General features: G+C 72.7%; 24 protein-coding genes. 8 read left to right on the top strand and 16 right to left on the bottom strand.

All coding sequences use genetic code 11. From position 1 onward, the window contains the following. Positions 1–485: 485 nt before the first annotated feature. The 3 genes from OG403_RS25385 to OG403_RS25375 form a co-directional block, all read right to left on the bottom strand. The gene (locus OG403_RS25385; RefSeq protein WP_329568157.1) at positions 486–1,316 is read right to left on the bottom strand and encodes a DUF3710 domain-containing protein; all 831 of its coding nucleotides are present in this window, start codon (positions 1,314–1,316) and stop codon (positions 486–488) included. A gap of 90 nt (positions 1,317–1,406) precedes the next feature. Beyond that, positions 1,407–1,874 (bottom strand): dUTP diphosphatase, encoded by a 468-nt coding sequence (gene dut / locus OG403_RS25380; protein WP_329568155.1) that lies wholly within the window; start codon positions 1,872–1,874, stop codon positions 1,407–1,409. After that, positions 1,871–2,443 (bottom strand): PaaI family thioesterase, encoded by a 573-nt coding sequence (locus OG403_RS25375; protein WP_329572551.1) that lies wholly within the window; start codon positions 2,441–2,443, stop codon positions 1,871–1,873. The genes dut and OG403_RS25375 overlap by 4 nt, the downstream gene beginning before the upstream one ends. Positions 2,444–2,620: 177 nt before the next feature. Between OG403_RS25375 and OG403_RS25370 the strand changes: the two genes are divergently transcribed. Beyond that, positions 2,621–3,058: a DUF3093 domain-containing protein gene (locus tag OG403_RS25370; protein ID WP_442910981.1), complete on the top strand. Its 438-nt coding sequence runs from the start codon at positions 2,621–2,623 to the stop codon at positions 3,056–3,058. A 228-nt stretch (positions 3,059–3,286) separates the two neighbouring features. On the opposite strand, the gene OG403_RS25365 is transcribed toward OG403_RS25370, so the two are convergent. From OG403_RS25365 to OG403_RS25350, 4 genes are all read right to left on the bottom strand, one after another. After that, a complete protein-coding gene (locus tag OG403_RS25365) occupies positions 3,287–3,583 on the bottom strand; it encodes a DUF4193 domain-containing protein (protein ID WP_329568151.1) in 297 nt (98 codons plus the stop codon). 626 nt (positions 3,584–4,209) lie between these two features. Beyond that, entirely contained in the window at positions 4,210–5,190 is a 981-nt protein-coding gene (locus tag OG403_RS25360) for an acyl-ACP desaturase (RefSeq protein ID WP_329568148.1), read from the bottom strand. 190 nt (positions 5,191–5,380) lie between these two features. Next, positions 5,381–6,685 carry a sensor histidine kinase gene (locus OG403_RS25355; protein ID WP_329568146.1) on the bottom strand — a complete coding sequence of 435 codons (1,305 nt, stop codon included), beginning with the start codon at positions 6,683–6,685 and terminating at the stop codon, positions 5,381–5,383. Between the two features lie 38 nt (positions 6,686–6,723). After that, on the bottom strand, positions 6,724–7,377 hold the full coding sequence (locus OG403_RS25350) for a response regulator transcription factor (RefSeq protein ID WP_266293287.1): 654 nt from the start codon (positions 7,375–7,377) through the stop codon (positions 6,724–6,726). Positions 7,378–7,840: 463 nt separating this feature from the next. Here OG403_RS25350 and OG403_RS25345 point away from each other — a divergent pair, with 463 nt between their 5' ends. Next, positions 7,841–8,023, top strand: coding sequence for a hypothetical protein (locus tag OG403_RS25345; RefSeq protein ID WP_329568144.1), 183 nt, complete (start codon positions 7,841–7,843; stop codon positions 8,021–8,023). A 187-nt stretch (positions 8,024–8,210) separates the two neighbouring features. On the opposite strand, the gene OG403_RS25340 is transcribed toward OG403_RS25345, so the two are convergent. Together OG403_RS25340 and OG403_RS25335 are read right to left on the bottom strand one after the other, a co-directional pair. Next, a complete protein-coding gene (locus OG403_RS25340; RefSeq protein ID WP_329568142.1) occupies positions 8,211–9,044 on the bottom strand; it encodes an inositol monophosphatase family protein in 834 nt (277 codons plus the stop codon). Between the two features lie 79 nt (positions 9,045–9,123). Further along, on the bottom strand, positions 9,124–10,272 hold the full coding sequence (locus OG403_RS25335) for a ferrochelatase (RefSeq protein WP_329568141.1): 1,149 nt from the start codon (positions 10,270–10,272) through the stop codon (positions 9,124–9,126). A gap of 183 nt (positions 10,273–10,455) precedes the next feature. Here OG403_RS25335 and OG403_RS25330 point away from each other — a divergent pair, with 183 nt between their 5' ends. Next, entirely contained in the window at positions 10,456–11,697 is a 1,242-nt protein-coding gene (locus OG403_RS25330) for an MFS transporter (protein WP_329568139.1), read from the top strand. Positions 11,698–11,806: 109 nt separating this feature from the next. Beyond that, positions 11,807–13,123 carry a D-arabinono-1,4-lactone oxidase gene (locus tag OG403_RS25325; RefSeq protein WP_329568137.1) on the top strand — a complete coding sequence of 439 codons (1,317 nt, stop codon included), beginning with the start codon at positions 11,807–11,809 and terminating at the stop codon, positions 13,121–13,123. 13 nt (positions 13,124–13,136) lie between these two features. On the opposite strand, the gene OG403_RS25320 is transcribed toward OG403_RS25325, so the two are convergent. Continuing rightward, positions 13,137–13,976, bottom strand: a complete 840-nt coding sequence (locus tag OG403_RS25320; RefSeq protein WP_329568135.1) for a hypothetical protein — start codon at positions 13,974–13,976, stop codon at positions 13,137–13,139. 558 nt (positions 13,977–14,534) lie between these two features. Here OG403_RS25320 and sepH point away from each other — a divergent pair. After that, a complete protein-coding gene (sepH, locus tag OG403_RS25315) occupies positions 14,535–15,620 on the top strand; it encodes a septation protein SepH (RefSeq protein WP_329568133.1) in 1,086 nt (361 codons plus the stop codon). A gap of 63 nt (positions 15,621–15,683) precedes the next feature. Here sepH and OG403_RS25310 read toward each other — a convergent pair whose 3' ends face one another. Further along, positions 15,684–16,595 carry a sulfurtransferase gene (locus OG403_RS25310; RefSeq protein WP_329568131.1) on the bottom strand — a complete coding sequence of 304 codons (912 nt, stop codon included), beginning with the start codon at positions 16,593–16,595 and terminating at the stop codon, positions 15,684–15,686. Between the two features lie 178 nt (positions 16,596–16,773). On the opposite strand from OG403_RS25310, the gene OG403_RS25305 reads away from it, so the two are divergent. Beyond that, the gene (locus OG403_RS25305; protein ID WP_329568129.1) at positions 16,774–17,550 is read left to right on the top strand and encodes a VOC family protein; all 777 of its coding nucleotides are present in this window, start codon (positions 16,774–16,776) and stop codon (positions 17,548–17,550) included. 20 nt (positions 17,551–17,570) lie between these two features. Here the strand turns inward: OG403_RS25305 and OG403_RS25300 are convergent, their stop codons facing one another. The 4 genes from OG403_RS25300 to OG403_RS25285 form a co-directional block, all read right to left on the bottom strand. After that, positions 17,571–18,221, bottom strand: coding sequence for a thymidine kinase (locus OG403_RS25300; RefSeq protein ID WP_329568127.1), 651 nt, complete (start codon positions 18,219–18,221; stop codon positions 17,571–17,573). Positions 18,222–18,370: 149 nt separating this feature from the next. Continuing rightward, complete coding sequence (locus OG403_RS25295) at positions 18,371–19,558, bottom strand: alkaline phosphatase family protein (RefSeq protein WP_329568125.1); 1,188 nt, start codon at positions 19,556–19,558, stop codon at positions 18,371–18,373. 11 nt (positions 19,559–19,569) lie between these two features. Beyond that, positions 19,570–20,157 carry a DUF5998 family protein gene (locus OG403_RS25290; RefSeq protein ID WP_329568123.1) on the bottom strand — a complete coding sequence of 196 codons (588 nt, stop codon included), beginning with the start codon at positions 20,155–20,157 and terminating at the stop codon, positions 19,570–19,572. 105 nt (positions 20,158–20,262) lie between these two features. Beyond that, positions 20,263–23,106: a bifunctional acetate--CoA ligase family protein/GNAT family N-acetyltransferase gene (locus tag OG403_RS25285; protein WP_442910980.1), complete on the bottom strand. Its 2,844-nt coding sequence runs from the start codon at positions 23,104–23,106 to the stop codon at positions 20,263–20,265. A gap of 153 nt (positions 23,107–23,259) precedes the next feature. Between OG403_RS25285 and OG403_RS25280 the strand changes: the two genes are divergently transcribed. Both OG403_RS25280 and OG403_RS25275 read left to right on the top strand, forming a co-directional pair. Next, the gene (locus OG403_RS25280) at positions 23,260–23,541 is read left to right on the top strand and encodes an HPr family phosphocarrier protein (protein ID WP_329568121.1); all 282 of its coding nucleotides are present in this window, start codon (positions 23,260–23,262) and stop codon (positions 23,539–23,541) included. A gap of 91 nt (positions 23,542–23,632) precedes the next feature. Beyond that, positions 23,633–24,370: a GNAT family N-acetyltransferase gene (locus tag OG403_RS25275; protein ID WP_329568119.1), complete on the top strand. Its 738-nt coding sequence runs from the start codon at positions 23,633–23,635 to the stop codon at positions 24,368–24,370. Positions 24,371–24,400: 30 nt separating this feature from the next. On the opposite strand, the gene OG403_RS25270 is transcribed toward OG403_RS25275, so the two are convergent. After that, positions 24,401–25,594: an RtcB family protein gene (locus tag OG403_RS25270; RefSeq protein WP_329568117.1), complete on the bottom strand. Its 1,194-nt coding sequence runs from the start codon at positions 25,592–25,594 to the stop codon at positions 24,401–24,403. Between the last annotated feature and the right edge of the window lie 182 nt (positions 25,595–25,776).

Raw genomic sequence — 25,776 nt, 5'->3', positions numbered from 1 at the left:
CTCGCTAGTGTTTTACTTCAAAAGGAATCTCCAACCCCGATCAAGCGATCGAGGCCGGGGATGTCAACATATCTGGCGTTGACTTTTGGCACGCTGTTGAGTTCTCAAGGGACGGACGCTTCCTTCAAGCCGCTCTCGCAAGCTCTCCGGGCGCTTCGTTCTTTCGTGTTTCCAGCTTATCAGATCCGGCTCAGTGCCTTTTCCGCTTCGCTTTCCGCATTTCGCTTCCGGCCTTTCGGCTTTCCGCTGTCCCAGACTCTAGCAGAGCTTCTGTCTCGCGATTTTCACGCTCATCAGATTTACTCGCCGCCACATAACGTGGTCCGGGCAACTCGGAGAACAGTACGCATCGACCAACCCGGAGTCAAACCGGCCCCGGACAGCAGTGCTGTCCGGGGCCGGCACGGCTTCCAGGCCCTCGATGAGGCCTTCGGAAGCCCAGGTCAGGCGGGCTGTCGCGGCTCGTTGCCGGCGCGACGGTGCCGTCAGCGGACCTCGGTGATCTCCGGGCCGCGCGCGAACGGGCTGAGCGTCGCGTCCCCGAACCGCGAGGTCTCCGCCTCGGGGGCGCCGACGCCGCCGTCGGCGACCATCTGGGCGTCCTCGGGGAGCTTGAGCACGATCGGGTCGCGCGGCGCCATCGGGACCTCGCCGCGGACGACGACGGTCTGCCGGAACACCTGCTCCAGGACATCCGCGGTCTCGGGCTGCACGGCGGCCTGCCCGGAGATCACGCCGCGCAGGAACCAGCGCGGGCCGTCGCAGCCGACGAAGCGGACCAGCTGCACACCCTGCGTACCGTCCGGCAACTGCACCGGAACCTGTGCGCGCAGGTGCCAGCCGAGGTTGCCCTCCTCGACCTCGACCAGGCCGCCCTGGGTGCGGATGCCGTCCGCGATCTCGTCGCGGACCTCACCCCAGATGCCCTCGGACTTGGGCGCGGCAAAGGCCTGGAGCTGGATGGCGCTGTTGCCGAGGACCAGGGTGGCGGCCACGATCGCGTCGCCTGCCACCTCGACCCGCAGCTCCATTCCCTCCACCCCGGGGACCAGCAGGCCACCCAGGTCGACCCGGCCCTCGGCGGGGCTCTCCAGCTCGGAGAAGTCCCAGGGACCATCGGGGCGCGGAGCCGGAGGCAGGCCGACCCGATCCGCCGGGTCCTCCTCCACAGCCTCGTCGACATCGTCGACGTCGGTCAGTGTCTCGCTCTCGGAGTCGGCGGAACCTTCGACGTCATCGGCCGTCTCGTCGGCGCTGATGGCGTCCTCGGCGAGCTGCTCGACAGCGTCCTCGCTCTTCTGGCGACGACGGAACACGGTCACTGTCCTTCCCGGTCCAAGACCGATGCGAATTCCTGCTCGTACCTTCGGCGACCTGCTCGGCCCGAGCCGGCGGGCCGCGGCATGCTAAACCGCCGCGTGGCCACCGGTCGACCCGAACCCACCCTCGGCGCGTGCGGACCCGGGCAGTTCGGCCACCTCGTGGAAGCGGGCCTTCTCGACCTGCTGGATCACCAGCTGGGCGATCCGGTCCCCACGTCGGAAGCTGACCCGCTCGCGCGGGTCCAGGTTGACGACGATCACCTTGATCTCACCACGGTACCCGGCATCGACCGTCCCTGGGGCGTTCACGAGCGCAACTCCGCAACGAGCTGCCAGGCCCGAGCGCGGGTGCACGAACGCGGCGTAGCCGTCCGGCAACGCGATGGCGATACCGGTCGGGATCACGGTGCGCTCGCCCGGTTCCAGCTCTGCGTCGACGGCAGCACACAGGTCGGCGCCGGCGTCGCCGGGCTGGGCGTAGCCGGGCAGCGGCAACTCGGGGTCCAGGCGTCGGATCAGGATGTCGACCGGCGGACGGGTGGAGGAACTCACGGATTCACCTCGAAGGCTCTGGCGCGCTTGAACTGGTCAGGGTCGTCCAGGGCAGCCTTGATGTCCTCAGGACGACCGTGCGTGGTGAAGTGTTCCAGTTTCACCTGAACGAAGAGGGCGGCCGCCCGGATCGCCACCGGCCCGTCGGGACCGCCGATCCGCCCCTCACCCGCGCTGTAGAGCTTGCGGCCGTGCACGCCGGTCACCCAGGCCCGGATGTGCAGCAGCGAGTCGACCGGGACCGGTCGGACGAAGTCGGCTTCGAGGCGGCCGGTGACCGAGGCCAGGTGCAGCAGCCAGCTGAGCGAGCCGAGGGTCTCGTCCATCGCTGTGGTCAGCAGGCCGCCATGGGCCAGCCCTGGCGCGCCCTGGTGTACCGGCCTGACGGTGAACTCGGCGGTGACGTCGAGCCCTTCGCCGGCCCGCACGTCCAGTTGCAGACCACTGCTGTGCTGCGGGCCGCAACCGAAGCAGTGCGCGTAGTGCGAGCCGAGCAGGGTCCCGGGGACGGGCGCCTCGGGGTGGCGCACCGGCAGGACGGCGTCGACCGGTGGGGTGGTCGGTGTCAGCGGCTGACGCGGCTGCTCGGCCGGGCCGGCAGAGCCCTGCGGGGCCGGTCTTGGGGCGGTGGATCCAGTCACAGCGCCCGACCCTACCCGCCAGTAGTTACCGGCGCACCAGTCGATTTCACCCCTGAACCGGGGGCTGGTGCCGGGCCGTAGGAATCGGCACCCACAATGGGGGACATGTACGACGAACGCCTCACCGCGCCCCGCTCCTGGTGGCTGCTGCCGATCGCGGCCGGCCTGTCGATCGGCCTGATCCTGCTGAAGTTCGGGTCGATGCCGGGCCTCATCGGCCTGGTCGTCGGCCTGGTGATCGGAACGCTCGGGCTGAGCTCGTACGGCTCGGCGCGGATCCGGGTGGTCCAGGGGTCCCTGGTGGCGGGGCAGGCCCGGATCCCCCTGACCGCGCTGGGTGAGGCCCGGCCGCTGGACGCCAAGGAGGCGGTCGCCTGGCGCTCGGTGAAGGCCGACCCGCGCGCCTTCATGCTGCTGCGCAGCTACGTCCCGACCGCGCTGCGGGTGGAGGTCACCGATCCGGATGACCCCACGCCCTACCTCTATCTCTCCACCCGCGACCCGCAGGCCCTGGCCGCCGCGATCGGTGCGGCGCAGTCCTGACGAAGGCCCGGTTCCGGAGAACGTCCGGCACCGGGGTCGGCGTGGCACGCGAATGGCGAAGGGACGGTCCGTCACGACGGACCGTCCCTTCGCCATTCGCGTGCGACCACCGAATCGGTGGCCCGATCAGCCGCCGGGGCGGTGTCCCGCTCCGGCGGGGCGGTGCGCCGGGCCGGCGCCGACCTGCCCTGGGGCAGGCGCCGGACTCAGCCCCTGGCCGCCCGATGTTCAGGCGCAGTCCCGGCAGAACGGATGGCCGTTCTTCTCACCGGCGAGCTGGCTGCGGTGGTGCACCAGGAAGCAGGTCATGCAGGTGAACTCGTCGGCCTGACGGGGCAGCACCCGGACGGACAGCTCCTCGTTGGAGAGGTCTGCGCCGGGAAGTTCGAGGCTCTCGCCGGAGTCGTCGAAGTCAACATCGACCGAGGGTGCCGACTTCTCGTTTCGACGAGCCTTGAGCTCCTCGATGCTGTCCTCGTTGATGTCGTCGTCTGTCTTGCGCGGGGTGTCGTAGTCCGTTGCCATGTTTCGCTCTCCCCCTCTGGGTGTGTGCGGTATCTCCAGCGCACGTAACGCATGAGGGGCCGGTCTTGTGCCCGACCCGAGGCCGAGATTGTGCCTTACTTCAAGCCCTGTTACTCAATCGACACTCAGCGGCGGGCCCGACCAGGTGATCGAGGCCGTCTTCGATGGGCTTGCGGACAGTGGCCGCCGGTGGCCACCAGCCACCCGCTGTCGAATACGGATGGTGATGGTACGCCCCGTCAGACACGTGCGCCATCGCGCCTCGGCGCAGTTCACGGCGGGCTTGGCCGTCAACCACAGCGGAAGCGCGGCCACCGGATCCGGCTACTGTGCGCAATGATCGGCGGCGGTCAGCCGATCACTCTGCGAGATCATCCGAACGAGTGCGGTCCACCGATGTGACCTTGGTCACGGTGAATCATTTTTCGGACGAAACCGCAGGAACCACCCCATCGACTCGAGTTGTGGTAGGGCTCAAGTGGCGGCTGTGGGGCTTTCCGGACGGGCTCCGCCGATGGCGCACCACCCGCCCGACGCGCCCCCGCGCCGACCGCTCACCACTTCCCTGCGCTGGGCCCCGCTGCTCCGGCGGCCGGGCCCCGGCGACTCCGCGCCGTACGGCGGGTTCAGCCGGCCTTGCGCGCGGCGTTGGCGGCCCGGCGGGCGAGCAGCGCGGCCTGGCGCTCGTCGAACCGGGTGGCCTGGGTGTCCAGGCCGTCCAGGAAGAGCCCGAGCTCCTGCTGGGCCTGCAGCCCGGCCGGGCCCAGCCCGCCGATCTCCATCACCTTGAGGTGGCGCAGCACCGGCTGGAGCACATCGTCGTGGTGGATCCGCAGGTTGTAGATGCCGCCGATGGCGATCTGCGCCGCCGCCCGCTCGAAGCCGGGCATCCCGTGGCCGGGCATCCGGAAGTCGGTAACTACGTCGCGGATGGCCTGCATCGCGAGGTCCGGCGCGAGCTCCAGCGCGGCCCTCAGCAGGTTCCGGTAGAAGACCATGTGCAGGTTCTCGTCGTTGGCGATCTTCGCCAGCAGCTGCTCGCAGAGCGGGTCGCCCGCGAAGTGGCCGGTGTTGCGGTGCGAGATGCGGGTGGCGAGCTCCTGGAAGGCCACATAGGCGACCGAGTGCAGCATGCTGTGCGCGTTGTCGGACTCGAAGCCGGCCGACATGTGGTCCATCCGGGCCCGCTCCAGGGCCACCGGGTCGACCGCGCGGGTGGTCAGCAGGTAGTCGCGCAGCGCTATGCCGTGCCGGCCCTCCTCGGCCGTCCAGCGGTGCACCCAGGTCCCCCAGGCGCCCTCGCGCCCGAACATGGTGGCGATCTCGTGGTGGTAGCTGGGGAGGTTGTCCTCGGTCAGCAGGTTGACCACCAGCGAGATCCGGCCGAGCGGGGTGACCCGCGACTGGCCGAGCTCCCAGGCCTCGCCGTCGAGCACACCGTCGAAGTCCCGCCCCTGGCTCCACGGGATGTACTCGTGCGGCATCCACTCCTTGGCCACCGTCAGGTGGCGGTTGAGCTCGGTCTCGACGACCTCTTCCAGGGCGAGGATCAGCCGGGCATCGGTCCAGGCGGTCGAGCCGGTGCGCTGGGCGGGGGCGATGGTCACGACGGGAGCTCCTGAGGGATGGGACTTACGGACGCGTCACTTACGCAAGCGTAACTTACGACACCGTAAGTTGTTAGCGCCGGATATGACAAGCGCCCTGGTCCGCTCCTTCGTGCAGGTGAAGGGCGTACCAGGGCGCTCGGGGCGGCCAGCGCCGCGATGGTCGGTGGATCGGGTTCCGGGGAGCGGGTCAGGCTCCGGGGATTCGTACCCGCATGGTCAGTCCACCGCCGGGGCGGGGCACCGCTTCGATGGATCCGCCGTGCGCGCGGACCACCGAGCGGACGATCGACAGGCCCAGTCCGACCCCCTTGTCACTGCGGGTCCGGTCCGCACCCTTGACCCGCCGGAACGGCTCGAAGATGTGTTCCAGCTCGTAGCCGGGGACCACCGGACCGGTGTTGCTGACCACCAGTTCACCCAGACCACCGGGCCCGGGCGAGGTGGTGATCTCCACCCAGCCGTCCGGCAGGTTGTACCGGACGGCGTTCTGCAGCAGGTTGAGCGCGATCCGCTCCAGCAGCACGCCGTTGCCGGAGACGGCCACCGGGTTGAGCTCGGCGCGGATCTCCACCTCCCGGCTGCCCGCCTCCGAGCGGCTCTGCTCGATCGCCCGGGAGGCCACCTCGGACAGCTCCACCGGGCGCCGGTCGGTCAGCTCGTTGTCGCTGTGGGCCAGCAGCAGCAGGCCCTCGACCAGCTGCTCGCTGCGCTCGTTGGTGGCCAGCAGGGTCTTGCCGAGCTGCTGCAGGTCCGGCGAGGTGGCCGGGTCGGACAGCTGCACCTCCAGCAGGGTGCGGTTGATCGCCAGCGGGGTGCGCAGCTCGTGCGAGGCGTTGGCGACGAAACGGCGCTGGGAGTCGAAGGAGCGGTCCAGCCGGTCGAGCATGTCGTCGAAGGTGTCGGCGAGCTCCTTGAGCTCGTCGTCCGGGCCCTCCATCTCGATCCGCCGGTGCAGGTCGGAGCTGGCCACCTCGCGGGCGGTCCGGGTGATCCGGCCGAGCGGGCGCAGCACCCGCCCCGCCATCGCGTAGCCGGCCGCGAAGGCGATCAGGGCGAGCACCACCAGCACCGTGAGCGCCTGGCGCAGCAGGGAGTCGAGTTCGCTGTGCTGCCCGGCGGTCAGCGCGGTCTTCATGTACTGGTTGAACGTGTCGCCGCTGACCGGCTGCCCGCCGATCCGGGCGGTGACCCCGGGGTCGATGTAGATCTGCGGCAGCGTGGTGTTCTCGAAGGCTTGGCGCACCACGAAATACATGAGCATCAGCAGCACCACGCCGGCCATCAGGAACATCCCGCCGTACAGCAGGGTGAGGCGGATCCGGATGGTCGGGCGGAACGGCAGCCAGCTCAGCCCGTCGCCGGGCAGGTGCGGGTCGGGCTGCCGCTCGACGGCCGGGCGTGGCGACTGCTCGGAACGTGGCGGATGGTCCGGGCGCGGCGGCACCGTATGGGAACTGCCGGAGGGCCCGCCGATCGTGGGCGGGGTGGTCATGAGTGTCGTCCCCTTGGAGGTGGCGGGGTGGGTGGGGGTCAGATCCGGTAGCCGGAGCCGGGCACGGTGACGATGACGGCCGGGTCGCCGAGCTTGCGCCGCAGCGTCATCACGGTGACCCGGACCACGTTGGTGAACGGGTCGGTGTGCTCGTCCCAGGCCTTCTCCAGCAGCTGCTCGGCGGAGACCACGGCCCCGCCGGCCCGCATCAGGACCTCCAGGACGGCGAACTCCTTGGGGGCCAGCTGGATCGAGCGGCCGTCCCGCAGCACCTCGCGGCGGCCCGGGTCGAGGGTGATCCCGGCACGCTCGAGGACCGGCGGCAGCGGGACGGTGGCGCGCCGGCCCAGCGCGCGCACCCGGGCGACGAGTTCGCTGAAAGCGAACGGCTTGGGCAGGTAGTCGTCCGCCCCGATCTCCAGGCCCTCGACCCGGTCGCTGATGTCGCCGGAGGCGGTCAGCATGATCACCCGGGTGGCCAGGCCCTGCTCGACCACGCTGCGGCAGACGTCGTCGCCGTGCACCAGCGGCAGGTCCCGGTCGAGCACCACGACGTCGTAGTCGTTGACCGCGATCCGCTGCAGCGCGGCCTCGCCGTCGTACACCACGTCGACGGCCATCGCCTCCCGGCGCAGGCCGGTGGCCACGGCTTCGGCGAGCAACTGCTCGTCCTCGACGACAAGTACCCGCACAGCGGTTGTCCCTTCTCTGGGGCACGCGCAGCGGGATCGGAGCGTCCCGTACGCGGGCCTGCGACTCCGACGGTCCCTCCATCCTGCCCCCTGCCCGGGTAAAGCACCGATAAGGCGGCCCGCCGCGGCCCCTGCGCCCGGCCCCGGCCCGAACCCGGGTACGAGAGGCGAATGTGACGGCGGCAACTTTCTCCGCGTTTCTGGTGGCCCGAGGTTTCCCCGCCGCGTGGCTGGGGAGGACGAATGCACACCCGCGATCACGCCGTCAGGCGATCGCACCCACCCGCCGCGCGTTCATCCGCACCGGCTGGGGGATCGCAGGTCCCACGGAGCGGCCTCAAGGCCGTATCGGCGTCACCACCGGAGCCAGTGAGCCGGTACGGCGCACCCGCTGGATCACCGCACCCTCCCGACCGGGGAACGCTCGACCGCGCACATCCGACACCGTAAGGGGGTCTGCCGCATGGACGCCTTCACCGCCGGAATCCTGCAGCGTATAAGGAACACCGAGCAGGATCTGCACCGCGCACTCGAGTCCGGGGACGAGTTCCTGGCCGAGGTCGAACAGTCCGAACTGGACGACCTGCGCCGGATCGCCACCGACCACGGCATCGATCCGGTCCTGGCGCTGCCCCGCAGCGCCTGATCCGGCGCCAGCCGCCGCGTAAGCCACTCCCCGGCCGGCCGACCGGCCCCTGACAGCTGATCCTCCGATCCCCGACCTACCGAGAGCCCCGGCGCAGCCTGCTGCGCCGGGGCTCTCGGTCTGCGATCGGTCGGTCCCACCGAAGCCGTCACCCGTCACGGCGCGGCGCGGCGCGGCCGATCCGGGATCAGTCGTGCCAGGCGCCCAGTTCCTCCAGCCGGGCCTGCAACGGCTCGAAGACACCGGGTGCCGCGGCCACCACCAGCTCGCCGGAGGCCGGTCGGCCCACCCGGCCGCCGGTCAGCAGGCCGGCCTCGCGGGCGATCAGACCGCCGGCCGCCAGGTCCCACGGGGACAGGCCGCGCTCGTAGTAGCCGTCCAGGCGGCCGGCCGCCAGGTCGCAGAGGTCGAGCGCGGCCGCACCGGCCCGCCGGATGTCCCGCACCTCGGGCATCAGGCGGTGCAGCACCTCGGCCTGGTGCACCCGGACCGGCTGCACGTAGTTGAAGCCGGTGGCGACCAGCGCCTGGCTCCAGGGCGGCGCCGGGCGGCCGGCCAGCGGGCGGCCGTCGCACTGCGCGCCGCGGCCCAGCACGGCCTGGAAGAGTTCGCCCCGGACCGGCGCGAAGACCACTCCGACGACCACCTCGCCGGCGTACTCGGCGGCCACGCTGACCGCCCAGTTCGGCAGCCCGTAGAGGTAGTTGACGGTCCCGTCGAGCGGGTCGACGACCCAGCGCACACCACTGTCACCGGATCGCTCGGTGCCCTCCTCACCGAGGTAGCCGTCCTGCGGGCGGCGCCCGGTGATCAGCTCCACGATCAGCTTCTCGGAGGCCAGGTCCATCTCGGTGACCACATCGACCGGGCTGCTCTTGGTGGCCGCCACGCCGAGGTCGGCCGGGCGGCCGTCCCGCAGCAGGGCGCCGGCCTGCTGCGCGGCCTCCAGCGCGAGGGCGAGGAGTTCGTCGAGCAGCGGTTCGTCGAGCAGGGCGGCGTCGGGCTGGGTCTGGTCGGACACGGTGCTCCTCGTCGGCAGGGCGGGCTGGTCGGCAGATCGGGCTGGCAGGAAAGGCGGTCGACTCCCGGTGGAGCTCCGCTCAAGCCTGGGCCGCGGCCGGGCGGGGCGCGCGGGGGTTCGGGCAGCAGTCAACGGCGCACACGTCGTGGCCGGCGCCCAGCGCACCCAGGGCGCAGCGCCGGGGCGTGAGCCCGCGCTCGGTGGCCGCCCGCTCGAGCAGCAGCTCGCGCACGGCGGCGGTGAAGCGCGGGTCGGCGCCGACCGTGGCGGCGCGGGCCACCGGCAGGTTCAGCTCGGCGGCCTTGGCCACCGCCTCGGTGTCGAGGTCGTACTTGACCTCCATGTGGTCCGAGACGAAGCCGATCGGGACCATCACGACGGCCGCCGCGCCGTGCTCCCGGCGTTCGGTCAGGTGGTCGCAGATGTCCGGCTCCAGCCACGGGATGTGCGGGGCACCGCTGCGCGACTGGTAGACCAGCTGCCAGCGGCGGTCCGCCACGCCGGTGGCCTTGGCGACGGCGGTGACGATCAGCTCGGCCACGTCCAGGTGCTGGGCTACGTACGCACCCCCGGGAGTGCCGCGGGCCGGGTCGTCGGGGGCCCCGGAGCTCGCCGCCATCGCGGTCGGGATGGAGTGGGTGGTGAAGGCCAGCTCGGCACCGTCACGCAGTTCGGCGGGCAGCTCGGCCAGCGCGTCCAGGGTGGCCTCGATCATCGGCTCGACGAAGCCGGGGTGGTTGTAGAAGTGCCGCAGCTTGTCCACCGTGAGCGCGGGGCGCCCCTCCTCGGCCAGGGTGGCGAGCGCGTCCGCCAGGTTCTCCCGGTACTGGCGGCAGCCCGAGTACCCCGCGTAGGCGCTGGTGGCGAGCACCGCGATCCGGCGGTGACCGTCCTCGGCCAGCTCCCGCAGGGTGTCCACCAGGTAGGGGGCCCAGTTCCGGTTGCCCCAGTAGACCGGCAGGTCCAGGCCGTGCGCGGCGAAGTCGGCGCGCAGCGCGGCGAGCAGCTCGCGGTTCTGCGCGTTGATCGGACTGACCCCGCCGAAGCCGAAGTAGTGCCGGCCGACCTCGACCAGGCGCTCCTTGGGGATGCCGCGGCCCCGGGTGACGTTCTCCAGGAACGGGACCACGTCCTCGGGCCCCTCGGGGCCGCCGAAGGAGAGCAGCAGCAGGGCGTCGTAAGGGGCTGCGGAGGCCGGGCCGGGCTCCGTGCGGGTGTCGTCGGGCATGGCACCGATCCTGCCACTGCACCCCGGTGGGCCCCACGGGCAGGGCCGGACCGGGCGGCACGGTTTATTCCGTTTGCCAGGCTTCGTAAGCTGTCAGGGTAGCCATGTTCCTTACTGACAGGGTCGTTGCCGGAAGTTCCCGGGCTCGGCCCCGGAACCGGAACTCCCCACCCCGGAGACACCGTGCTGTCCAGCTATCGCCAGATCTTCGCCGCCCCCGGCAGCCTCGCCTTCTCGACCACCGGCTTCGTCTCCCGCCTGCCGATCTCGATGACCGGCATCGGAATCGTCACCATGCTCTCCCAGCTGCGCGGTTCCTACGGCGTGGCGGGCGCGGTCTCGGCGGTGATGGCACTGTCGGCGGCGGCCATCGGGCCTCAGGTCTCCCGGTTGGTGGACCGGCACGGGCAGCGCCGGGTCGCCCTGCCCGCCACCGCGGTGACCACGGTGTCCACCGCCGCTCTGCTGCTCTGCGCCCGGTCCGGCGCCCCGGACTGGACGCTCTTCCTCTGCGCGATCGGCATGGGCACGATGGTCAGCACCGGCGCGCTGGTCCGGGCCCGCTGGGCACACCTCTACCGCTCGGACGCGGCCAAGCTGCACACCGCCTACGCGCTGGAGTCGGTGGTGGACGAGCTCATCTTCATCGTCGGACCGATCCTCTCGATCGGGCTGGCCACCTCGCTCTTCCCGGAGGCCGGAGTGCTGCTCGCCGGCATCTTCCTGGCGCTCGGGGTGCTGCTCTTCACCGCGCAGCGCGGCACCGAGCCGCCGGTGCACCATGAGGCGCACCAGGAGAGCGGCTCGGCGATCCGCTCCCCCGGTCTGCAGGTGCTGATGCTGACCTTCGTGGCCACCGGAGCGATCTTCGGCGCGGTCGAGGTGGTCACCGTGGCCTTCGCCCAGGCGCAGGGGCACAAGGCCGCCTCCAGTCTGGTGCTGGCCGTCTACGCGCTCGGCTCGGCGCTGGCCGGCACGGTCTTCGGCGCGCTGCGCCCGCGTCGCACGGCCGAGCGGCGGTTCCAGCTCGGCGTGGGGGTGATGGCGGTGAGCATGGTGCCGCTGACCCTGGTGGCGCTCTGGTGCACCGGCCTGGTCGGACTGCTGGCGGTCGGCGGCGCGCTCTTCCTCTCCGGCCTCTCGATAGCCCCGACCATGATCACCGCGATGGGACTGGTCCAGCGGCTGGTCCCCGCCGCACAGCTGACCGAGGGGATGAGCTGGACCACCACCGGGCTGGCGCTCGGGGTGGCCGGCGGCTCCTCGCTGGCCGGCTGGGTGGTGGACGCGGCCGGCGCCGCGGCCGGGTACCGGGTGCCGCTGACGGCGGCCGTCTTCGCACTGCTGGTCGCGCTGGCCGGCGGGCGCCGGCTGCGCCCGGCGGCCGCTGCCGACACGCCGCAGGCGGTCCCGGTCGGGCACTGACCCCCTGAATCACCCGTTGGGACGAACGCGCGGGACCGTAGACCATGGACACGCCGGTGGCTAGGCTCCCTACCCACTGGTAACGCACCCGTCGCAGGGAGACCGCCGCATGCCCGCCACCGTCACCACCGGCCGCTGGACCAACTGGGCGGGCAACCAGAGTGCCGAACCCCGGCAGGTGGTCACTCCCGGCTCCGCCGAGGAGCTGGCCGAGGTGCTGCGGCAGGCCGCCGAGCAGGGGCGCACGGTCAAGGCGGTCGGCTCGGGCCACTCCTTCACCGCGATCGCCTCGGCCGACGACGGCGTGCTGGTCCGGCCCCAGGGGCTGACCGCCGTGCGCGAGCTGGACCGCACGGCCGGCACGGTGACCGTCGAGGCCGGACTGCCACTGGCCAGGCTGAACCGGCTGCTGGCGGCGGCCGGCCTGTCGCTGACCAACATGGGCGACATCGACGTGCAGACCGTGGCGGGCGCGACCAGCACCGGCACCCACGGCACCGGGCGGGACTCGGCCTCGCTGGCCGCGCAGATCAAGGCTGTGGAGATCGTGCTCGCCGACGGCAGCGTGCGGCGCTGCTCCCCGACCGAGGACCCCGAGCTGTTCGCGGGGGCCAGGCTGGGACTGGGCGCGCTCGGGATACTCAGCGCGATCACCTTCGGGGTGGAGCCGGCCTTCCTGCTGACGGCCCGCGAGCAGCCGATGCGTTTCGCCGAGGTGATCGGCTCCTTCGAGGAGCTGACCTCGGTCAACGAGCACTTCGAGTTCTACTGGTTCCCGCACACCGACCGGTGCAGCACCAAGCGCAACAACCGCAGCCAGGGGCCGGCCGCACCGCTGCCCGGTTTCAAGGCCTGGCTGGAGGACGACTTCCTCTCCAACACGGTCTGGGAGGGCGCCTGCCGGGTCGGCCGCGCCTTCCCCAGGAGCATCCCGGCGATCGCGGCCGTGGCCAGCCGGGCCTGGTCCGAGCGGAGCTACACCGACACCGCGTACAAGGTCTTCACCAGCCCGCGCAAGGTGCGCTTCATCGAGATGGAGTACGCGGTGCCACGGGCGGCGGCCACCGAGGTGCTGCGCGAGCTGAAGGCGCTGGTGGAACGGAACGACTGGCAGATCAGCTTCCCGGTGGAGGTGCGCTGCGCCCCGGCCGACGACCTGTGGCTCTCCACCGCGAGCGGTCGCGACACCGTCTACATCGCGGTGCACCTCTACCGGGGCTCCGCCGAGCAGGGCTACTTCACGGCCGTCGAGCAGCTGATGACCGCCCACCAGGGCCGCCCGCACTGGGGCAAGCTGCACAGCCGGGACGCCGAGTACCTGGCCGGCGTCTACCCGCACTTCAAGGACTTCACCGGGCTGCGCGACCGGGTCGACCCCGAGCGGCGGTTCGCCAACGCCTACCTGCGCCGGGTGCTGGGGGCCTGACGCCCGCCCGGACTCAGGGCGAGGCGGGCGGGTTCGCCGGGGTGGCCGCACCGGTGGCCGCGTCCGCGCCCACGTCCGTCCCCCGGGTCGAGGACGACGAGGCGCTCGGGGTGGGCGTGGGCGTGGGCGTCGGGGTGGGCGAGCCGGCCGAAGCGCTGGGGGTCGGCGACGGACTGGGTGTCCTGGCGCCGTCGGACGGCGAGGCGGAGCTCGATGGCGAGCCCGACGGCGAGCCGGCCGGCCGGCTCGGGGTACCGGTGCCGCTCGGGCTCGGCGGCGCCGCCGGATCGGCACCGGCCGGCCTGCCGGGCGACGGCTCGACGCGCTTGCCGCCGCCGCTGGGGAAGATCGAGGTGCCGCCGCCGTCCTGACCGGTGGTCATCGAGTGCACGGTCTGACCGGTGGCCAGCTCGACGATCAGGATCGGCGCCATGGCGAGCGCGAAGACCAGCGCGGAGACCGCCGCGTAGGTCCGCCAGGTCCAGCGCCGCCGGGCCCGGAACACCCCGGAGTCGTTCCAGTCGGCCCGGCCGGCCCGGTCGGCCTCGGCGTGCCAGGCGGTCGGCAGCGGGGCGGTGTCGGTGAGCGGGACCTGCCGCAGCTCGTTGACGGCGTTGCCGGGCCCGCGCTCGGTGGCCTCCCGCAACTGCTGGCCGGTGCGCCGGAACAGGTGCTGGAAGACCGCGCCGCCGGTGGTGGCGCCGATGCTGACCACGGCCGCGCCGATGATCGTCCCGTACACCCCGAGTTCGGAGGCGAGCACCGCGCCGACCACGGCGGCGAGCGCGCTGGCGGCGACCTGGGCCAGGCTCAGGTCGATCCGCCGGACGGCCGGCTGTTTCTCCTCCGACATCGGCTCTCCTCACTGGGTCGTAGGCGGTCGGTATTTCGTCAGGTCGGCTCAGCGGACTCGTCGCGCTGTCCGATAAGCCCGCTCATTGTGCACAAAGAAGGACACAAGGGTCGAAAATCCGGTTTCTTCCAGTCGATATATGTGAAGATGATCACCGTCAGCTGATCGGCTGTCCGCCGACGGAGTCGTCACTCTTGAGATTCCCGTGAATCGCGGGAGACTTGAGCGGCGAGCCGCCCCTGTGGATGCCACGAATGGAGTACTGTTCGTGAAGCCTGAGCCTTCGGTCATCCTCTCGACTGCCCCACCAGCGGCGGTCGGAACGACAGCCTCGGCCCAGGCACGCACGGCGGCGCTCGACCCGAACCGTCGCTCCACATCCACGTGCGGGGAACGGCCGGGAATGTCTGACGCGGTGTCACGGAGAGCGACGCGGCGAACAGGCCACCGTGCCACAGCGGTGTGATCGGACGAAAGTCCGACACACCGGAGAACTCTGCAAGGTTGTGGCAAGTCGCCAGTGGGCAGGCCACACTCAGTACGGGAGCAGCGACGCAGGTGACGTCGGCAGGCACCACCCGGGAGGTAACCGTGCCCGAACTGCGGGTTGTGGCCGTCAGCAACGACGGCACACGGCTGGTGCTCAAGGCTGCCGACAGCACGGAGTACACCCTTCCCATCGATGAGCGGCTGCGCGCCGCCATCCGCGGTGACCGCCCGCGCCTCGGCCAGATCGAGATCGAGGTCGAGAGCCACCTGCGCCCCCGGGACATCCAGGCGCGGATACGAGCCGGTGCCTCCGCTGAGGAGGTCGCCCAGGCCGCCGGCATCTCGGTGGACCGGGTTCGCCGCTTCGAGGGCCCGGTGCTGGCCGAGCGCGCCTTCATGGCCGAGCGCGCCCGCAAGACCCCGATCCGCCGCCCCGGCGAGTCCACCGGCCCGCAGCTGGGTGAGGCCGTCGCCGAGCGCCTGGTGCTGCGCGCCGCCGAGAAGGACACCGAGCGCTGGGACTCCTGGCGGCGCGACGACGGCACCTGGGAAGTGGCCCTCTCCTACCGCTCGGACGGCGAGGGCCGCACCGCGAGCTGGACCTACGACCCGCCCCGCCGCCTGGTCCAGCCGAACGACGACGAGGCCCGCGCGCTGATCGGCGAGAGCGTCGAGCGCGAGGAGGAGTCGGTCTTCCCGTTCATCCCGCGGATCGCCCGGCTGCCCCAGGACCGCCCGCTGCGCCCGATGATCGAGCGGCCCTCGGCCGACCGGATCATGTCGCCGCCCGATCGGCTGCCGGCCAGGGAGGCGATCGCGGCCGCCGAGGCCCGGGATTCGCTGACCAGCCTGCTGGACGTGGTCCCGGCCTTCCGCGGCGACCTGGCGGTGGGTCCCTCGACGATCGAGGCCACCCCGGTGGAGGAGGGCCAGGAGGTCGAGGAGCCGGCGGCAGCTGCCGCCGCCCCGGCCGTCGGCGCCGGTTCGGCGTACGCGGACATCCTGATGCCGCGCGCGGTCGCCCCGCACCGGGAGCGGCTGGTCGGCACCACCGACCGGCAGGCGGAGGCGGACGGCGTGCGGCCCGGGCGCCGGGCCACCGTGCCCAGCTGGGACGAGATCGTCTTCGGCAGCCGCCGCAAGAAGCAGGAATGACGGATCGTCGGACGAGGGCCGGTCACCCCGGAGCGGGGTGACCGGCCCTCGTCCGACGCCTGCTCAGCCCCGCTCGGCGCCGGTCGCCACCGGACGGCGCGGATCATTGGACCACTCGCTCCACGAGCCCGGGTAGAGCGCCGCCGGCTGCCCCGCCACCGCGAGCGCCAGCGCCTGGTGAGCCGCCGTCACGCCCGAGCCGCAGTAGACGCCGACCGGCTCTCCCCCGACGCCCAGCGCGCGGAACCGCTCCACCAGCTCCGCGACGGGCTTGAAGCGCCCGTCCTCGGCGTTGTTCTCGAAGGTGGGCGCGCTCAGAGCGCCGGGGATGTGGCCGGCCTTCGGGTCCAGCGGCTCGACCTCACCGCGGTAGCGCTCCGCCGCGCGGGCGTCCAGCAGCACACCGGTGCGGGCCAGTTCGGCGGCCTGGTCGCCGTCCAGCGTCGGCAGACCACCGGGAACCGGGGTGAAGTCGCCCTCGGCCGGGGCGGGCACCTCGGTGGTCTCCGGTGCTCCGGCCGCGCGCCAGGCGGCGATGCCGCCGTCCAGCACCCGCACGTCCGGGTGGCCAGCCCAGCGCAGCACCCACCAGGCGCGGGCGGCCGAGGTGGCCGGTCCGCCGTCGTAGACCACCACCGCGCGGTCACCGCGCACCCCGGCCCGGCGCAGCGCGACACCGAGCTGCCCGGGGTCGGGCAGCGGATGACGACCGCCCTGGGCGCCGGCCGGCGGGGCGGCCAGCTCGCGGTCCAGGTCGACGAAGACCGCGCCGGGCAGGTGGCCCCGCGCGTACTCCGCGGCGCCGAAGGAGCCACCCGCGCCACCCTGACCCGCGGTGGGAGCCGACAGCTGCCAGCGGATGTCCAGCAGCACCGGCGGCTGCTCCCCGGCCAGGGCCTTCGCCAACTCCTCGACGGTGATCAGCGGCGAGGCCGTGGCGGGATCCAACTCAGAGGTGTTCTCCAGATCGTCCATGGACGCCATTGTGCTGCCTCACTCACTCCAATGGCGGTCCTCAAGTGGCGCTCCGTGGTCCTTTGTGTGCTCTTTGCCATGATTTCCGCGCGGGCGCCCGATCTGCCGCCCGCCCAGGTGGCACCATCTGGCTGGGGCCCGAGCCGCCGGGCCGGGCGCCCGCGCGAGGAGGTCTGGGATGACGGCGGTGAAGGTCAAGGTGGCCCAGGGCACGCCCTGCTGGGTGAGTCTGCTGGTCCACGATCTGGAGCGGGCCGAGGCGTTCTACGGTCCGCTCCTGGGGTGGAGCTTCACCCCGGGCCCCACCGAGCTGGGCGCCTACGTGCGGGCCAGCCTGCGCGGGGCCAAGGTGGCCGGGATCGGGCTGGCGCCCCGGCAGCCGGCGCTGCCGACCGAGTGGACCACCTACTTCGCCGTGGACAACGCCGACGAGGTCTCGGCCCGGGTGCGCGAGTGCGGCGGCACGGTGGCGGTGGGCCCGCTGCAGTCCGAGGGAGCCGGGCGGCTGGCGGTGGCGGCCGACCTGTCCGGCGCCTTCTTCGGCCTCTGGGAGGGCCAGGAGCACCTCGGCTGGGAGGTGGTCGGGGAGCCGGGCGCGCCGGTCTGGAGCGAGCTGGTGACCAACGACGAGCCGCTGGCCGCCGCCTTCTACGGCTCGGTGCTGGGCCGCACGGTGGTCGAGGCGGAGCCCTCGGCGGTGGCCCGCGGCGAGGAGGACGCCACCCTGCGGGTGGAGGGCCACCGGGTGGCCGGGCTCAAGCAGACCACCGACCTGCGGGACGGCCCGCCGCGCTGGCGGATCTACTTCGCCGTCACCGAGGTGGACCTGACGGTGCGCCAGTGCCTGGAGCTGGGCGGCGCGCTGCTGGTCGAGGCGCACGACACGCCGTACGGACGGGTGGCCCGGCTGGCCGACCCGGAGGGCGGCCGGTTCTCGGTGGTCGAGCTGCCGTAGCCCGGCCGCGAGCGGGCGGCCTACTGCCGCTCGAAGGGCAGCACGTCGGGCGACAACGTGGCCGCCCGAGCCGTCGCCGCGGTGAGGCGGCGGCGGTGGTGGCGGCGGCAGAGCACCTCGTAGCCGACCTCGTCCTGGCTGACCGTGACGTCGCCGACCACCACCTGCGGCCCCTCGACCACCATCACCCCGCCGACCGTGCGCGCGTTGTGGGTGGCCCTGGCCCCGCACCAGCAGAGCGCCTCGACCTGGAGGATCTCCACCCGGTCGGCCAGCTCGATCAGCCGCTGCGAGCCGGGGAAGAGCCGGGTGCGGAAGTCGGTGGTGATGCCGAAGGTGAAGACGTCGATGCCCAGTTCGTCCACCACCCGGGCCAGCTGGTCGACCTGCTCGGCGGCGTAGAAGTTGGCCTCGTCGCAGATCAGGTAGTCGACCTTGCCGCCGGCCGAGAGCAGTTGCACCACGTAGTGCTGGAAGTCGAAGCCCTCGGTCACCTCGACCGCCTCGGCGCGCAGGCCCAGTCGGCTGGAGATGGTGGAGGCGCCGGCCCGGTCGTGCCGGGCGAAGATGATCCCCTGCCTGCCGCGGGCGGCGTGGTTGTGGTTCATCTGCAACGCCAGGGTGGACTTGCCGCAGTCCATCGTGCCGGAGAAGAACACCAGGTCAGCCATGGGTGAAGCGTGGGCCTTTCGTGAGCTGAGCGGTCAGCCGAGCGATGGTCAGCCCAGCGGTCGTCGGGCGCGCGGTCGTCGGTCGCGCGGTCCTCGGGTGCGTGTCGTCGGGTGCCTGTCGCCGGGTGCGTGGTCGTGGTGCGCGACGGTCAGGTGCGGACCTCGAGCAGCGGGACGAGCTGTTCGACCGGGGTCATCGAGCCGTGCAACCCGATCATCGCGGACTCGCCCGGCTCGGTGCGCGAGGCGATCACCGCGATGTCGTCCCGGGCGGCGGCGACCACGTCGCCGATCCGGTGGTAGACCCGGTCGTCGACGTCCGGGCCGAACCAGCCGGCCTCGATCGCCTGGTCCCTGGTGGCCACCCACATCCGGTCGCCGAGCACCTCGCTCCACACCGTGTGCACGTCGGCCGCCGCGCCGGGCACCGCGTAGACGTGCCGGGCCCGGCCCTCGCCGCCGAGCAGAGCCACGCCCGCGCTCAGCTCCCAGTCGTCGTCGAAGTCGATCCGGTCCTCGGGCGCGATGTCGATCATGCCGTGGTCGGCCGTGACGTACAGCGCCGAGCGCGGCGGCAACTGCTCGGCCAGCCGCCGGGCGAGCCGGTCGACGGTGTGCAGCATCATCCGCCACTCCTCCGAGTCGACCCCGTAGCGGTGGCCCATCCCGTCCAGCTCGCTGACGTAGGTGTAGACCAGCGCGCGGTCGGCGGCGGCGAGCTGACGGGCCGCCAGGTCCATCCGCTCCTCGCCGGTGCTGCGGCCGAGGAACTCGCCGCCGGAGAGCGCCACCCGGGTCAGCGGGGTCTGCGCGAAGAGCGGCGAGGAGACCTGGCTGGCCGCCACGCCCGCGGCGTGCACCCGCTCGAAGACGGTCGGGTACGGCTGCCAGCTGTGCGGGTCGATCGGCGGCTGCCAGCGCAGCTGGTTCATCAGCTGGTTGCGCCCGGGGATCGCCACCGAGTAGCCGGCCAGGCCGTGCAGGCCGGGCGGCAGTCCGGTGCCGACCGAGGCCAGCGAGGTCGCGGTGGTGGCCGGGAAGCCAGCCGTCAGCGGGCGCCCGCTGCCGCCGAGCGAGCCGGCCAGCAGCGAGTTCAGGAACGGGGCGTACTCGGGGTGACGGCGGATCAGCTCCCAGCCCAGGCCGTCCACCAGGAAGACGCAGACCCGGTCGGCCGGGGCGATCGGCAGCGTGCTGGTGAAGCCGGGCACGCCCATCCCCGCCGCCACCGAGGGCAGCAGGTCGCAGAGCGAGCCGCTGCCGTACCCGGGGGCGGGTGCCTGGGCCGGGTCGAGCAGCTGGAAGTCGTCGTGGCCGTGCGATGCGAGGTGCGACATGGTCAGGGCTCTCAGGCCCCGCTGATGGTGGCCTCGGACAGCGCCCGGGCGAAGAGCAGCGCCTGGGCCACCGTCTCGGGGCCGTCGCCGGCCTCGCTCACCCGCAGCGACAGGTCGTCGGCGGTGGCCGAACCGGTGTAGCCGTGGTCCGCCTCACAGTTCGGGTCCGAGCAGCCGGCCGGCTCCAGGTCGATCCGCTGCACCGCGCCCCAGCCGATGGTCAGCACCACCTCGCGCGGCAGCTGGCCCGGGGTGTACGTCTCCGGGTTGGCGACCATCCGGCTCAGCACCACCGAGCCGATCCGGTCCAGCCGCACGCTCTCGGTGGACGTGGTCGCGTACGGCACCGGGCTGGTCGCGTCGGCGGCCTGCTCGTCGGTGTGGCTGACCACGAACCGGGTGGCCGTCAGCACCAGCACGGTGACATGCCGACGGACCTCGTTGGCGTCGAAGGTCGTCTCCTGGTGAACCAGGTAGGAGGTGATCGGCTCGGGGCCCACCGCGGACTCCACGGCTTCGGACACCAGCGCGGGGTAGTAGCCGCTGCGCTCGATCGCCGAGCGCAGATCCTGCGTGGTGGTGGTACCGGTCTTCGCCATAACTCCATCCTGGCATGTCCCGCCGACGCGGCGGGCTGGACTGCGCCGTCCGTCCGCGCGAACCGGCCGAAGGCGGGGCGGGCGCACGGGCGTAACCCGGGAAGGCTACAGGGTGCTCATGGCACGCGGGCCCAGATCGCTGCGGACCGGCAGCGGCGCGATCCGTACCTGGGCGGCCAGCACCGCCAGCCCGTGCGGCGCCACCACCACCGGTTCCAGGTCCACCGCCGCCACCTCCGGCAGGTCGTCGACCAGTTGGGAGACCCGCAGCAGCAGTTCCTCCAGCGCGCCGGTGTCCACCGGGTCCGCGCCGCGCCAGCCGAATAGCAGCGGGGCCGCCCGCACCTCGCGGACCAGGGCGGCCACCTCCAGATCGGTGGCCGGGATCAGCCGGTGCGCCAGGTCGCCGAGCAGCTCGGCGGGGGCGCCGGCCAGCCCGAAGGAGAGGATCGCGCCGGCCGCCGGGTCCACGCTCGCGCCGATCACCGTGTCCACCCCGCGCGCGGCCATCCGCTGCACCACCAGCTCCGCCCGCTCCGCGCCGCCGAGCAGCACGGCCGCCTCGCGGTGCGCCCGGCGCAGCCCGTCCTCGTCGGTCAGGTCCAGCCGCACGCTGCCCAGGTCGGGGCGGTGGCGCAGGTGCTCCGCGGTGGCCTTGAGCGCGACCGGGTAGCCGAGCCGGGCGGCGGCGGCCACCGCCCGCTCCTCGTCGGGTGCGGGAAGCCCGCGCTGCACGTCGATGCCGTAGTGCCCGAGCAGCTCGGCGGCCTGCTCCTCACCGAGGCTGAACCGGGCGCCGCCGGGCTGGGTGCGGGCCGCCTGCGCGGTACGGGACTCCAGCACCCGCTCGACCAGGCGGCGGGCGGCTGCCGTGTCGACCCGGTCGAGTTCGGGGACCCGGGCGGTCTGCTCGGCGCTCTCGGCGGTGCGCCGCCACTCGCCGTAGCGCACGGCGTGCGCCAGCGCGCGCACGGCGCGTTCGGGGGCGGGGTAGGCCGGGACCGGGTGCTCGCCGGCGCTCAGCACGGCCGGCAGGTCGGTGAGCGCGAGGTGGGTGAGCAGCAGCGGCTTGCCCAACCGCCGGGCGATCGCCGCGGCGGCCAGCAGGCCCTCGCCGATCGCCGGGTCGGTGGCGGGCAGCGCCGGCTCCTCGCCGATCGCGATGCTCTGGGTGGTCAGGGGCGGGATGGCGACCGCGATCACCGCGTCCACGGCACTGTCGCTCAGTGCGGTCTCCAGGGCCACCCGGAAGTGGTCGCCGGTGGCGGCCGTGGTCAGGTCCACCGGAGTGCCGGGCCGCAGGCCCGCGCTCAGGCAGGCGTCGTGGGTGAGCAGGCCGAGCGAGTCGGAGTTGCCCACCACCGCGACCCGGTCGCCGGCCGGCAGCGGCTGGTCGGCCAGCAGCTCGCCGGTGTCGAAGAGTTCGGTGATGGTGTCGACCCGGACCACCCCGGCCTGCTGGAAGAGCGCGTCCACGGTCGCGTCGCGCAGTCCGCCCGCGGTGGGCGGCACCGCGTGCCCCGGCGGCAGGCTGCCGGTGTGCCGGGCGCCCTTGATCACCACGATCGGCTTGGCCAGCGCGAGCCGCCGGGCGATCCGGGTGAACTTGCGCGGGTTGCCGAAGGACTCCAGGTAGAGCAGCACCACGTCGGTGCCCTCGTCCTCCTCCCAGTACTGCAGCAGGTCGTTGCCCGAGACGTCGGCCCGGTTGCCGACCGAGGCGAAGGAGGAGACGCCGAGCCCGCGCCGGTGCGCCGCCTCCAGCAGTGCCACCCCGATCGCGCCGGACTGGCAGAAGATCCCGAACCGCCCGGCGGCCGGCAGCACCGGGGCGAGCGAGGCGTTGAGCGGGTGCTCCGGATTGGTGCTCAGCAGGCCGAAGGCGTTCGGGCCGATCACCCGCATGCCGGCCGCCCGGGCCTGGCGGACCAGCGCGCGCTGCCGCTCGCGCCCGGCCGGACCGGTCTCGGCGTAGCCCGCGGTCACCACCACCAGGCCGCGCACACCGTGCGCACCGCAGTCGGCGACCACCGCGGGCACCGCCTCGACCGGGACGGCGAGCACCGCCAGGTCCACCGGGCCCGGGATCTCCAGCACCGAGCGGATCAGCGGCACGCCCTCCAGCTCGGCACCGGGCGCGGCCGCGCGGTTCACCGCGTAGACCGGGCCGTGGAAGCTGCCGCGCAGCGCCCGCAGCAGCGCCCGGCCGGCCGAGTTCTCGGTCCTGGACACCCCGATCACCGCCACCGAACGGGGCGTCAGCAAGCGCTGCACCGACCGGGCTTCGGCGCGGTGCTCCCTGGCCCGCATCACCGCGACCGAGGCCGCGGTCGGCTCCAGCTCGAACTCCAGGTGGACCAGTCCGTCGGCGAAGCTGCGCTTCTGGGTGTAGCCGGCGTCGGTGAAGACCTTGGTCATCTTCCGGTTCTCGGGGAGCACCTCGGCGACGAAGCGACGGATTCCGCGCTCCTGGGCGACCGCCGCGATGTGCTCGAGCAGTGCGGAGGCCACTCCGCGCCCCTGGTGGGCGTCCTGCACCAGGAAGGCCACCTCGGCGTCGGTGCCGCGCACGCTGGGCCGGCCCTGGTCGTCGATCCGGTCGTAGCGGACGGTGGCGATGAAGCGGTCGCGGACCACCACGGCCAGTGCCACCCGGTCGACGAAGTCATGGTGGGTGAAGCGCTGGACATCCTTGTCGGAGAGCCGGGGGTAGGGGGCGAAGAAGCGGAAGTACTTCGACTGCTCGGAGACCTGGGCGTAGAACTCCACCAGGCGCTCGGCGTCGGACGGCACGATGGGACGGATCCGGGCGGTGCCGCCGTCGCGCAGCAGGATGTCGGCCTCCCAGTGCTGGGGGTAGCCGTGCCGATCCCCCGGTGCGGCCGGTGCGGGTGGTACCGCTGGTGCTGCCGGCGTCGCCGGTGGGTACGGGGCCTGGGGGTCGTCCACAACGGCCAGGCTATCCGGCGGCGGGCCGGATGGCGCCCGGCGTGCGCCGGCCCGGCCGGAGTGCTCCGCGCACGGCCTCGCCAGTTCCGCGCCGAGCGTGCCAGAATGGTCTAGACAACATGTCGCCACAGCACCACCTGAAAGGCACGTCTCATGGCTGAGCGCCGCGTCACCATCGGTTGGCCCGAGGGCCTGCACGCCCGTCCCGCCTCCGTCTTCGTGCGAGCGGCCGCCGCCCTCGGCGTGCCGGTCACCATCGCCAAGGCCGCCGGCGGCAACCCGGTCAACGCCGCCTCGATGCTCGGCCTGCTGGCGCTCGGCGCCGAGGGCGGCGAGGAGGTCGTGCTGGCCTCCGACGCCCCCGAGGCCGATGCCGCGCTGGACCGCCTGGCCGCGATGGTCGCGCAGGGCCTGGACGAGCTGCCCGAGGCCTGAGGCCGCCCCCGGCCACCGAACTCCGGAGGGGCACCCCGATCGCCGCGGGGTGCCCCTTCGGCACGCCGTGCCGAAGTGTCACAATCACCGGATGCGCGAGCTGACCATCGACACCGCCGACGAGCTGGGCACCCACCCGATCATCCGCTGGGCCGCCCAGGGCTTCGCCCCCGGCATCCGCGCCTTCACCCTGGACGGCGCGGTGGCGGTCGCCTCCCCCGCGATCTCCGGCCGCGACCGGCTCGCCGTGCACGGCCCCGCCGAGCCCGCCGTCCGGCTGGTCCGCGCCGCACTGCGCGAGGTCGGCCCCGGCTACCGGCCGATCGGCGAGAGCGACCTGCTCGCCACGCTGGTCGCCGGGATACCCGGGCTGCACCTGGCGCCGCCCTTCTACTGGATGGACCTCGACGGCCCCGCCCTCGACACCTCACCGCTCGCCCACTGGCTGACCCCCGAGGAACTCCCGGAGGCCGCCGCCCTGCTCGACCACGCCTTCCCCGACTCCCACGCCCACCCGCTGCGCCCCGGCGCCCGCGCCTGGGCCGGCGTCCGCGACGAGACCGGCCGCCTCACCGCACTGGCCGCCGACGCCTGGAGCGCCCCCGACCTCGGCCTGCTGGCCGGCGTCACCGCCCACCCCGCCCACGGCCGCGGCCGTGGCCACGCGGAGGCCGCCTGCCGCCTGGTCCTCGCGACCCTGCTCCACCGCTGCGGCCGGGCCGGCCTGATGGTCGCCGGCGACAATGCCTCCGCCCTGCGGCTCTACGAACGGATCGGCCTGCGCCGCCGCACGGTGGCCGCGGCGCGCGTGTCCGGGGCATCTGCCTGACGCCCCGACACCCTCGGCCCCGGCGCAGCCTCAACCCTTGACGCAGACCACCTGCTTGAGGTGCGCCACCACCTCGACCAGGTCACGCTGCTGGTCCATCACCTTCTCGATGGACTTGTACGCACCCGGGATCTCGTCCACCACGCCACTGTCCTTTCGGCACTCCACACCCTTGGTCTGCTCGACCAGGTCCTGCGTGGTGAAGCGCTTCTTGGCGGCCGTCCGGCTCATCTTGCGGCCGGCGCCGTGCGAGGCAGAGTTGAACGAGTCCTGGCTGCCCAGACCACGGACGATGTACGAACCGGTGCCCATCGAGCCGGGGATGATCCCGTAGTCACCGGATCCGGCCCGGATCGCGCCCTTGCGCGTGACCAGCAGGTCCACGCCGTCGTAGCGCTCCTCGGCGACGTAGTTGTGATGGCAGCTGATCACCGGCTCGAAGCCCACCCTCGCCTTGCGGAACTCGCTGCGCAGCACGTCCTGGAAGAGCGCCATCATCATCGCCCGGTTCCGCTTGGCGTAGTCCTGCGCCCAGAACAGGTCCTGCCGGTAGGCGTTCATCTGCGGGGTGTCCGCGATGAAGACCGCGAGGTCGCGGTCGACGATGCCCTGGTTGTGCGGGAGCGATCGGGCCACCGTCATGTGGTGCTCGGCCAGTTCCTTGCCGATGTTGCGCGACCCGGAGTGCAGCATGAGCCAGACCGAATCGGAACTATCCACACATACCTCGACGAAATGGTTGCCCGCTCCCAGCGTCCCCATCTGCTGCATCGCCCGCTCGCGCCGCCACTTCACCTCCGGCGCCACGCCCTCGAACCGCGCCCAGAAGTCCTCCCACCCCGCCGTGCGGAAGCCGTGCAGCGAACCCGGGTCCACCGGCTCACTGTGCAGCCCGCGCCCGACCGGGATCGCCTGCTCGATCTTGGAACGCAGTCGGCTCAGGTCGTCCGGCAGATCGCGGGCGGTGAGCGAGGTCTTGACCGCGCTCATCCCGCAGCCGATGTCCACGCCGACGGCGGCCGGGCAGACCGCGCCCTTCATGGCGATCACGGAGCCGACGGTGGCGCCCTTGCCCAGGTGGACGTCCGGCATCACGGCCAGGCCGTGCAGCCAGGGCAGGGTGGAGATGTTGCGCAGCTGCTGCATCGCGGCGCCCTCGACGGTGGCCGGGTCGGCCCACATCCGGATGGGCACCCGCGCGCCCGGTACCTCGGTGTACGACATGGTGAAACAGACCCCCAAAGGTCGACAGATCCAGCGTAGGACTGCCACGCGAAGCGTCCGGCGTGGCTCGGGAAGACTGTGGACAAGCGCGGAGCTGTGGAGAAGCGGCGCGCTCAGGCGGCGCGGCGGCGGCGCGCCGAGGCGACGGTGGGAGAGGACGGCCTCGGGGAGCGCTGGGCGCA

Source organism: Kitasatospora sp. NBC_01266 (assembly GCF_036242395.1).
Classification (GTDB): Bacteria; Actinomycetota; Actinomycetes; order Streptomycetales; family Streptomycetaceae; genus Kitasatospora.
This window is presented reverse-complemented; position numbering and strand designations above follow the sequence as displayed.